Below are 10027 nucleotides of genomic sequence, written 5' to 3'. Positions count from 1 at the left end.
AGTGAAATAAAATCTCAAATTTCCATTCTAAAACAATTGGTTAAAGAGATTCTGGTCTAGTTATCTAGTACAGCCCCTTCCTATTTATTATATAGAGGGATTATATCCTCTGCGTTACCTATTGCTCTTACAATACCTTTGTCAATCCAAATTACATTTGGACAGAGTTCTTTTACTTGCTCGATAGAATGAGAAACAAATAAAAGCGTTGTACCGCCAGCTAACATTTTTTCCATACGTTGCTTACATTTTTCTTGAAATGCCGCATCGCCTACAGCTAAAACTTCATCAACGATTAAGATTTCTGGCTTCACTATCGTTGCCACTGCAAAGCCCAACCGTGCAGCCATACCAGATGAAAAGTTTTTAAGCGGCACATCCACAAAATCTTGAAGTTCCGCAAACTCAATAATTTCATCAAAATGCTGCTCCATAAAGGCTTTCTTATGCCCAAGTAAAGCACCATTGAGATAGATATTCTCTCTTGCAGTCAGCTCACCATCAAAACCAGCCCCTAACTCAATTAATGGCGCAATATTACCGTGCACCTCTACAGTACCTTTATAGGGTTTTAAAATACCACAAATTAACTTTAAAAGAGTCGACTTACCAGAACCATTGGTACCAATTAACCCCCAAGACTCACCTTTCTTCACTTCAAGATTAACATCTTTTAATGCTAAAAACTCTTGGAACATAAGTTCCCCCTTTAGCATTTTAATCACATACTCTTTTAAGCCATTATATTGTTCGGTTGCTTTATTAAAACGCACCGTAGCATTAGTGACTTTAATTACTGTTTCTTTATTCATTAGATATATAAAATAAACTCGTCTTGTTTTTTATTAAAATACCAAGCCCCAAGGACAAGAACCAAAATAGCCGTACCAAAACCGATTAGAATCGAATCAGTTTGTGGGAATCTTGCATGTAAAACAATATCTCTAAATTGCTCAATATAGCCATACATTGGATTTGCATTTTTGTATAACTCTTGGTATTCCTCAGGAATGATTGATACAGGATAGAATAATGGAGTAAGATACATCCACATCGAAATAAATACGCCCCATAAATACTGAATATCACGGAAAAAAACGGTAATTGCAGCTAGCCATAAACCCAATCCAAGACTAAAGATTAATACTTCAAGAATAATTACAGGGAAAAATAAGAGATTCCAAGAGAATTCAGCATTAGTAAAAACCATAACTAGAAATAATGCACCAAGAGAGAAAAGCAAATTCACTAATGAACTTCCCACTCTAGAAACTGTAAAAATATATTTAGGTACATAGGTTTTTTTGAGTAATGATGCGTTTCCGATAATAGAGCCAACGGACATATTTGTTGCTTCAGTCATAAAATTAAACAAAAACTGTCCTGCAATCATATAAAGTGGGAAATTAGGAATATCAAAGCGAAATACATTAGAAAAAATAAAGACAAGAACCATCATTAACATTAATGGATTCAGAATACTCCAAAGATACCCCAAATAACTCCGTCTGTATTTCAACTTGACATCTCTTACAATTAGTTGTTTCAGCAACTCATCAAATGCATAGAAACGACGAAATTTATCTATTAACTTCATGTGCTTTATCTACCCCTTTGCTTAACAAGCAATAAAAAATCTTATGGATTTTACATTAAAATTCAACCTTGAGATTATCTCCCAACCCTTTGCTCAATCCTTTCCGCAAACATGCCAATACTAATCGCAAAATAATTGGATTTATTCCAATGCAGTAGCGTACGGAAGTTATTTGTTACAAGGAACGCTCGACCAAATTCTTTATCAGGTCTTACCAACCATAAATCCGTACCCGAAAGTGCGGCCAGTTTTTGTTGCGTTTCCGGCGTTTGATATTTTAAGGCGACACCCATATTTTGCCAGCTACTTAGGGATCGCTTTTGCCCCTCTTCCGTACCGGATAATGCCATATCAAGTGGTTGGGTCAACGTAACTTCGCCCCCCCAAGGCAGTTTTTCATTCCAGCCTACCGTGTGTAAGTAATTAGCGATAGAGGCAAATACATCGTAGTGTTCTGTCCAAATATTTTTTTCGCCGTCGTTATTACCATCTGCGGCATAACTTAAATAAGAACTTGGCATAAATTGGGTTTGCCCCATGGCTCCGGCCCATGAACCAAGCATTTTATAGCGCTGAATATGATCCCGCTGTAATAGTTTCATGGCAGCAATAAATTCTTTACTGAATAATGCTTCACGGCGACCATCAAAAGCCAGTGTCGCTAATACCGATAATACGTCGTAGCTACCTTGATAATAGCCAAAACTACTTTCCATGCCCCACAACGCCATTAAATAATGTTTGGGTACACCAAATTTTTGGCTGGCATTTTCAAGTTGCGGCAACAGCTCCCAATATCGAGTTTCGGCAATATCCACCTTATTTGGTGTCAAAACGCGATTTAAATAATTAGTCGTACCATTAGGATTAATCACAGGAGGTGCGTTCGGATCACGCTTGCGAATTCTGCCGGCTTGTTGATCATCCAAATCTACGGATTTTTGGATGTAATTAATATTTTTTTGTGCATTTAATACATCAACAGACACACCTTCTGCCGCGGCTTTACCTTTTAAAAAATTCACATAATCATTGAAGTTATCTAATGTACGCGGTTTGTTATAAACTGCATTGGCACTTACCGCAGTCACGGTATTTTCCGTTGGAGTTGTTTGGCCTTGCGAATCAGAATTTGAAGCACAGCCCGTTAAGAAAAGTGCGGTGGAAATTGAAGATATTTTAAAAAGTGTTCTAAATTTCATCATACTACTTTCTCAAGAATGTTTGATAAATACGCTTTAACAAGGAAGTCGGTAATAAACGGGAACCTGAACGTAATGCAAAAGTGAATAAGCCGGAGAATACGCCTTGAATGCCTAAGCGATATTTCAACTTAAACAAACGCCATTCTGCTTTGGCTTGATTTAAACCACGACGACGCCCTACCATGCCATTACCCACGCGGGCATAAACTAAAATATCCGGCAAGTTTGCCACTTTTTGCCCTTGTGCCACAAGCTTAATCCACAGGTAATAATCTTCCTGTAAATCTTCATATCCACCACAATTAATGACCGCACTTTTTTGATACGCCACCGTCATGTGATTGAATGGACAACGTTTTTGTGTAAATTTGACGATATCTTGCGCATCAGTCGGTACATTACGATACGCCACGATGTCTTGAATATTTTCGCCAAACTCAGCAATCTGCCCACCGAAAATAATCGTATCCGGATGTTGCCCAATAAACGCCACTTGTTTAGCAAAACGCTCTGGCACACAAATATCATCGGTATCCATACGGAAGACCCAATCGTGAGAACAATGTTTTAATCCTTCATTGAGCGCTTTGCCTAAGCCTAAGTTCTTTGGCAACTTCACTAAGTTTAAGGGTAATTTGGTTTCGAATTCAGCAACCACGGCTTCCAATTCTGGCGTTACCGCACCGTCAAACACCAACACAATCTCATCTGCTGGATGGGTTTGAGCCACTAAACTTTCAAAACATTCTCTTAAATATTGTGGATTTTCCTTAATATATAAGGACATTAAAACTGAAAATTTCATCTTTCTCTATCTAATAAGTTATCTACATAAATCGTTTCAAATTAATTGCCAATTTGGGGGAAATTAGAACCACAAAGGCAATCACAAGCTGCTTAATGCTTTTCGTTAATTTAAAAATCTCAAAATAGTAAAAAGCGGCTTTACGGGATAAATTCATAATATGTGGGTAGGCCAACATATACTGTGCATTGATAGCAAAGTTCTTTTCTTGCTGTGCCGTTTTCACATAATTTTCACGGATATAATCAATCGCTTTTTGCGTATTAGTTGTATCGGTCGACACGCTAGAACGCTTGGTATGGAATGTGCAATAGGTCAATGGTTCTGCCACTTTGTATGGCTTAAATGTGGGTTCCAGCGCGAGTTTCAATAAGAAATCATAGTCTTCCAATGAACGAAGTGCGGTGGATAATCCGCCTATTTTTAAAAACAGATCTTTTTTCACTCCAATCATTGGCATGCCGCCGATTTTATTCGCCAGTAAAATTCTATCTACACTAATTTCTTGCGGCTCAATTGGAGTTGTTACATAGGTAAAACCTTCATTCACCATTTCGCATTTTGCCGGATGGTAAACAAAGTTAATATCGGCATGATCGGCAATAATATCCGCCAATTTTTGACATTTGTCGTTAGCAAAACGATCGTCATCATCAAGAAATAATAACCACTCATTATCCGCGTTTCTTGCCCCAATATTGCGGCTTTCAGCGGCCCCTTGATTGGTTTCGTTCCGAATAACTTTAACTACAAATGGATATGATTGTGTCACTTCAACGGGTTCTTTCGAGCAATCATCCACAATCACCACATCAAAATTATACACTGTTTGTTTGGTTAAACTTTCTAGCAATGCAGGGATTTCTTCTTTCCGATTATAAGAAGGCACGATGATACTAAACATCTTTCGGCTCCTTTTGTTTAAATAAAATAAGCTGTTTTCCGTGAGAGCCGAAAAGTGATAAGAACATCAGCATCACAAACATAATGCCGGGGAAAGCAAAGGTATCGGCTTTGATATTACAGAATGCCAAAATCACAAAGGCAGAAAGAATAAATTTCCAGCTGCCATCAAACCAGTTTAAGGCGACTTTGCGCACAAAATAGAATGTCACCGCAAAACACACTAAGGCATAAGACACACCACCGTAAAGGATTTGACGTAGGAAACCGGAATCCGTATGTCCGTAATAGCGCCCTACTTCCAACTGCCCCGTCATATACATCCCATCACCATAAATAAACTGTTTAAGCGTTGGCATAAAGAGGTGATTTTTCATTAAGGTATCCGTAGAGGAACTCACAAATCCCGCACCGTGTAGCAGATTAATCACAGGTTCTAAAGCATGTGCCACATAAGGATTTTCCGGTAAGAAATACGCCAATAGCAGTACTAAAACGGCAAATGCAATCAGTGATGGCACATAGCGCCATTTGAAATACACAAAAATGCTCACAACCGATAACAGAAGGAATGTACGTCCTGAAATCAACCCAATGCATAACATTAAAAATACCAAAATACTTGGAAGCGTATTGTGTTTAGCATTGTAAGCCAGCAAGAAATGCAACAGCATCAAATAGAATAAACTCAGTTGGAAAAAAGCGGTTGCGGTGATGTTATATAAGCGATATTCCTGCTCTGAAGCATAAAAGCGTTTAGGTAATACCGCATTGGTCGAAAGCAAGAAATCAATCATAAAAGAGACGCCAAGCAAGCCTATCACGCCCACTGCAAACTGCACCACGACACCAATTTGCAAATCTCGCACGACGCTTTGTTGCCCATTAACATTGGCATAAAACGCGTTATAAAGTCCCACGCCAAAGAGGAATAAAATCAATTCCTTCACATACATGGTAATCACGGAAAGATCTTTTGTGCCATTAAGCAATAGCGGAATCACACTGAAAACAATCAACCCACCTAATACGGCAAGACTGTCTAAAGGCAGAACGATGCCTTGAGGTTTCTGTTTTTTAATGTACTGATAAGCCAATACTGCCAACGCTGCCAAGCCGGCGACGAATGACATTCGCACGACATGAAACAGCCAAGGATCGTAAAGATAAAAAAGGTTAAAAAGTGCGGTCATTTTTTACGTTATTTTCCTAAATTCTTTTTCACCGCCAAGATTTTTTTGAGCGGATATTTGATTAATTTCTTTACTAGATTATTGGATTTTGAACCACGAATGGCTTCCAAATTACTCACCAACTGTGGATTTTCAATGGCCATAAGCGGACGAACCACATTGTTACTAATATGGAATTGCGTTTCAAATAACAAGAAATCATCCGCAAGCCAAAACGGTTTTTCATTTTCTAACACCGTTAAAAATGCACGGGCAGCCGATTTTTTAATTAAATACGCCACCGTACCGGCAAAGTAACTTTTATATGGATAAGCCACAGTGACATCGCCAAATGTTTTGCGTAAAAACGAGAAAGTTGTCGGATAATTAATTTCTAATTCCACATCATTAAATTCCGCAATTTTTGACTGCCCGATTAACACGATATCCGCATCACAATTTTCTGTTAAAAGTGCGGTCGTTTTTGGTGACAAATTTACATTGAATAAGGCATCGTCTTCGCATACCAAAGCATACTCGTTTTCCGTCACATTTTTATCTTCTACAATCCGGCGATAAACCTCTAAATGACTTAATGTACAGCCAATCTCGCCTTTTGTGACGTTGCGTCCGTAATGTTGTTCAAACTTAGTCGGATTAAATACTTCAGCCAACTCGTCCCATTCTTTTTGCATGGTATTAATCGCAGAAAATACCACAAAATCCGCCGTATCCGACTGAGTAAAAAACAGCTCACGACGCTGAACATCTTTATCTAGTGAAATCAAATATTTATTCATAATTATCTCAATTAAAATCTATTTCCTATTTGATTATGCTAAGGTGAAATAGTTGCATAAAAGATTGCTGATTATACTAAAGAAAACTATAATCCCCCACCTATTTTACGGAAAAACACAAACTCAATGTCTCGCCATGTCCAATAAAACCATTGCTAAAAATACCCTGTTTCTTTACATCCGAATGCTCTTCAATATGGGGGCGATGCTCTATATTTCGCGCGTTGTGTTGCGCGTATTGGGTGTAGAAGACTTTGGAATTTATAACATCGTTATGGGCGTGGTAATTTTATTTTCCTTCTTTAATGGCACCATGACGGCCACCACGCAACGATTCATTAATGTCGAAAAAGCATCAAACGATGTAAACCGCGTCAATAAAGTTTTTAATATCAGTATTATCAATCATTTATTTATTATGTTGGTCGTGGTCATTTTGGCAGAAACCGTTGGTCTTTGGTTTCTCAACCATAAGCTCATCATCCCGGCCGGTCGTATGCAAGCGGCTAATATTGTTTATCAAGTTGCCCTCATTATTGCCCTCATTGAAATCATTAAAGTGCCGTTTAACGCTATGATTGTGGCTCATGAAAAGATGTCGTTTTATGCTTGGTTGGGCTTAGCGGAAACCGCACTAAAACTGAGCGCCATTTTCATTTTGATGCAGATTGAGCATTACGACAAACTTATTTCTTACAGTTTATTATTATTGTGTGTCAGTATAGCGGTATTTAGTCTCTACTTCCGTTTTACCCGCAAAGCCTTTCATGCCGAAACCCGTTTTCACCTACAAAAAGATTTGGCGAAAACCAAAGAAATGATGAATTTTTCCGGCTGGATGTTGGTGGGACAGTTGGCGTATGTCGGTTCTACGCAAGGCTTAAATATGGTAACTAACCTGTTCTTCGGCGTTGCCGCTAATGCAGCCGTGGGAATCGCAACCCAGGTAGATACCGCCGTGTATAGTTTTGTGAATAATTTCCAAGTGGCGTTTAACCCACAATTGGTGCAATCCTACGCCGCTAAAGATTACGAGCGAAACAAAAAACTGATTTTAGGCACATCAAAATACTCTTTCTATCTCATTGCCATTTTATCTGCGCCAGTGCTGTACTTTAGTCACACATTACTAACATTATGGTTGGGCGATCATGTGCCAATGTATGCCGAAAAATTAGTACAGGCTACCATTGTCTGTTCCTTAATTAGCGCTATGGCAGGTTCTTTCTGGATGGCTGCGCTGGCTATCGGCGCAAATAGCATTAAACAATACAATATCGTCTTGGCAGTGATTGATCTTTGTACCGTGCCGCTTGCCTATTATTTATTCACACTTGGCTATAATCCTGTATATGCCTTTATTGCAAAATTCGGCATCATGGTTATCATGCAAATTTATCGTTTGTATTTTATTAATAAAAAAATCAAATTTAATCGCAAAGAATTTGTCTCATACCTAATGAATATCGGCATCGTTTTCGCCTTATTGCTAGGCTTAATTTACTTATCGGACACGCAACGCACCTATTCATTTTGGACATTTGTGGGCGAAGCCGTCCTTTTAGAAACCATCTTAATTTTGGTGATTTTATTTGTGGGACTAAACAAAGCTGAAAAAGGTTTTTTATTTGGCTATTTAAAGAAAAGAGTGACGAGATGAATCAACAACTTATTGATTTAAAAAACAAACTTTCACCAATTGCAGACTTAATCAAAGATAAAAATGATGTTTTTTACATAGATTATCCGTTGCATTTAAACGTAGGTGATTTATTGATTTATCATGGAACAGAGCAATTTTTTGTCGATCACGGTATTAATGTCACTTTAAGACGTAGCGAATTCGACATGAATCTTGCTGAAATAAAACGTAAAATTACACCGACCACCACCATCTTATTACACGGTGGCGGTAATTTTGGTGATCTTTATCCGCAACATCAAAATTTACGGGAAACGATTGTGCAGGCATTCCCTAATAATCGGGTAATTGTGTTGCCGCAAACCCTTTATTATAAAAGCCAAGAAACGTTGGAAAAATCTGCCGCACTTTTCATGCAGCATAACGATTGTCATCTCTTGGCAAGGGATGAAAGAACCGCCAGCGCCTTTGAAAAATTTTCTCCACACGTTTATTTATCCCCCGACATGGCACATGAATTATATGGCACATTACCGACCAAAAATGCCAAAACGGGACAATCACTTTATTTCTTACGCAAAGACATTGAAGCCAGCGATATTGAGAAAAATATCACGGCGCAATTACCCGTCGGTAGCCATATTAAAGATTGGGATGATATTTTATCCGGCCGGGATGACGTCGTGTTGGCGATAAGCTGGCGTTTAGCAAAATTTGCCAATCGTAACAATATCTGTTGGCTAAAAGATGTTGTGCATCAATTCTGGAAAAGCTACACCTTACGCATTGTGAAGCGCGTGGCAAAAAACTTCCTAAGCTATGACAAAATTACGACTACCCGCTTACACGGCCACATTTTTTCCTGCCTGTTGGAAATTCCAAACGTCGTATGTGATAACGCCTACGGCAAAAATACCGGCTACGCAAATTTGTGGACCAAAGCAGTGGATTTTGTGGAGTTTTATAAAGCATGATGTTCGAACTTAAAAAACTGCTCACCGCCATGATGTTACCGCCATTTAATGTGTTAATTTTATGGCTGTTATCCCTTTTCTTTTCCCTATTTAAATGCAAAGTCTTCAGCCGCCTTTGTGCTTTTTTAGGAATAGCCATTTTGTACGTTGTAAGTATTCCTTACACCGCACAAACGCTAAAGGACAGTTTAATCACAGAAGATCATTTAACCTTAAATGACTACAGACAAGCACAGGCCATTGTGTTGCTTGGCGGTGGCGTGCGTGATAGTAAAGAACTCTATGCGCCTCTCGCCTCTTCTGCTGTTCAATTGGAACGGTTACGTTATGCCGCTTATTTACAAAAAGAAACCCAATTGCCGTTGTTAATCAGTGGTGTTAGCCCAACCGGTGCCTCTGAAGCGAAAGTGTCCATGCAAGAATTAAAAGATTTCTTTAATGTGCCGACACAATGGTTGGAAGAAAAATCCCTCACCACCAAAGAAAATGCACTGTTTACCCGTCAAATTCTGGAAAAAGAAGGTATTAATAAAATTATTTTGGTCACCAACGAATGGCATATGCAACGAGCAAAATTATTGTTTGAAGGACAAGGATTTCAAGTGTTGCCGGCCAGCGTTGGCGAAGGCGTTACACCGACAGAATATAAGCTCAACATGATGCATTTTATTCCTCAAGCCGGAGCCATGGCGAAAAATATGCAATTGTTAAAAGAATGGCTCGGTTACTTAAAAGAGAAGTAATTCCCCTGATGTTTATTCATAAGCTCAGTCGTTCTTTTATTATCTCCTCCTGACTGAGTCGTTGGTGTCATCGGTGTTAAAAAACGTTTATTTTTTTGACCGCACTTTCCATCAAAATATGCCTAAAATACGCTCTCACAAGGCGTATTTTTTATTCTTTTTTTCTTTTATTTTCGATCTGCTTCA

The 10027-nt window shown here is 38.6% G+C and carries 10 protein-coding genes; 3 read left to right on the top strand and 7 right to left on the bottom strand.

The window, feature by feature from the left end:
• Positions 1 to 80 precede the first annotated feature (80 nt).
• The 7 genes from DK428_RS09760 to DK428_RS09730 form a co-directional block, all read right to left on the bottom strand.
• Complete coding sequence (locus DK428_RS09760) at positions 81 to 812, bottom strand: ABC transporter ATP-binding protein (protein ID WP_109065123.1); 732 nt, start codon at positions 810 to 812, stop codon at positions 81 to 83.
• The gene (locus tag DK428_RS09755; RefSeq protein WP_109065124.1) at positions 812 to 1597 is read right to left on the bottom strand and encodes an ABC transporter permease; all 786 of its coding nucleotides are present in this window, start codon (positions 1595 to 1597) and stop codon (positions 812 to 814) included. Before DK428_RS09755 ends, DK428_RS09760 begins: the two co-directional genes overlap by 1 nt.
• 74 nt (positions 1598 to 1671) lie before the next feature.
• Positions 1672 to 2802: a lytic murein transglycosylase gene (locus DK428_RS09750; RefSeq protein WP_109065125.1), complete on the bottom strand. Its 1131-nt coding sequence runs from the start codon at positions 2800 to 2802 to the stop codon at positions 1672 to 1674.
• Between the two features lies 1 nt (position 2803).
• Complete coding sequence (locus DK428_RS09745) at positions 2804 to 3607, bottom strand: glycosyltransferase family 2 protein (protein WP_162616594.1); 804 nt, start codon at positions 3605 to 3607, stop codon at positions 2804 to 2806.
• Between the two features lie 22 nt (positions 3608 to 3629).
• A complete protein-coding gene (locus DK428_RS09740) occupies positions 3630 to 4511 on the bottom strand; it encodes a glycosyltransferase family 2 protein (protein ID WP_109065126.1) in 882 nt (293 codons plus the stop codon).
• Positions 4504 to 5703: a hypothetical protein gene (locus DK428_RS09735; protein WP_109065127.1), complete on the bottom strand. Its 1200-nt coding sequence runs from the start codon at positions 5701 to 5703 to the stop codon at positions 4504 to 4506. Before DK428_RS09735 ends, DK428_RS09740 begins: the two co-directional genes overlap by 8 nt.
• A gap of 8 nt (positions 5704 to 5711) precedes the next feature.
• Complete coding sequence (locus DK428_RS09730; protein WP_109065128.1) at positions 5712 to 6482, bottom strand: glycosyltransferase family 25 protein; 771 nt, start codon at positions 6480 to 6482, stop codon at positions 5712 to 5714.
• A gap of 136 nt (positions 6483 to 6618) precedes the next feature.
• On the opposite strand from DK428_RS09730, the gene DK428_RS09725 reads away from it, so the two are divergent.
• Genes DK428_RS09725 through DK428_RS09715 form a run of 3 tightly spaced genes read left to right on the top strand, consistent with a single transcriptional unit; the run spans position 6619 to position 9841 of the window.
• Positions 6619 to 8142: an MATE family efflux transporter gene (locus DK428_RS09725; RefSeq protein ID WP_109065129.1), complete on the top strand. Its 1524-nt coding sequence runs from the start codon at positions 6619 to 6621 to the stop codon at positions 8140 to 8142.
• Complete coding sequence (locus DK428_RS09720; RefSeq protein WP_109065130.1) at positions 8139 to 9098, top strand: polysaccharide pyruvyl transferase family protein; 960 nt, start codon at positions 8139 to 8141, stop codon at positions 9096 to 9098. Before DK428_RS09725 ends, DK428_RS09720 begins: the two co-directional genes overlap by 4 nt.
• Complete coding sequence (locus DK428_RS09715; protein ID WP_050694211.1) at positions 9098 to 9841, top strand: YdcF family protein; 744 nt, start codon at positions 9098 to 9100, stop codon at positions 9839 to 9841. Before DK428_RS09720 ends, DK428_RS09715 begins: the two co-directional genes overlap by 1 nt.
• Positions 9842 to 10027: the final 186 nt, after the last annotated feature.

The sequence above is a fragment of the Aggregatibacter kilianii genome (genome assembly GCF_003130255.1).
Classification (GTDB): Bacteria; Pseudomonadota; Gammaproteobacteria; order Enterobacterales; family Pasteurellaceae; genus Aggregatibacter; species Aggregatibacter kilianii.
The sequence above is the reverse complement of the archived record's forward strand: the minus strand, read 5'-3'. Positions and strand labels throughout refer to the sequence as shown.

Excerpts from the sequence above, each read along its gene's own strand:
- DK428_RS09760 (WP_109065123.1), bottom strand. The coding sequence starts at position 812 with ATGAATAAAGAAACAGTAATTAAAGTCACTAATGCTACGGTGCGTTTT.
- DK428_RS09755 (WP_109065124.1), bottom strand. The coding sequence starts at position 1,597 with ATGAAGTTAATAGATAAATTTCGTCGTTTCTATGCATTTGATGAGTTG.
- DK428_RS09750 (WP_109065125.1), bottom strand. The coding sequence starts at position 2,802 with ATGATGAAATTTAGAACACTTTTTAAAATATCTTCAATTTCCACCGCA.
- DK428_RS09745 (WP_162616594.1), bottom strand. The coding sequence starts at position 3,607 with ATGAAATTTTCAGTTTTAATGTCCTTATATATTAAGGAAAATCCACAA.
- DK428_RS09740 (WP_109065126.1), bottom strand. The coding sequence starts at position 4,511 with ATGTTTAGTATCATCGTGCCTTCTTATAATCGGAAAGAAGAAATCCCT.
- DK428_RS09735 (WP_109065127.1), bottom strand. The coding sequence starts at position 5,703 with ATGACCGCACTTTTTAACCTTTTTTATCTTTACGATCCTTGGCTGTTT.
- DK428_RS09730 (WP_109065128.1), bottom strand. The coding sequence starts at position 6,482 with ATGAATAAATATTTGATTTCACTAGATAAAGATGTTCAGCGTCGTGAG.
- DK428_RS09725 (WP_109065129.1), top strand. The coding sequence starts at position 6,619 with ATGTCCAATAAAACCATTGCTAAAAATACCCTGTTTCTTTACATCCGA.
- DK428_RS09720 (WP_109065130.1), top strand. The coding sequence starts at position 8,139 with ATGAATCAACAACTTATTGATTTAAAAAACAAACTTTCACCAATTGCA.
- DK428_RS09715 (WP_050694211.1), top strand. The coding sequence starts at position 9,098 with ATGTTCGAACTTAAAAAACTGCTCACCGCCATGATGTTACCGCCATTT.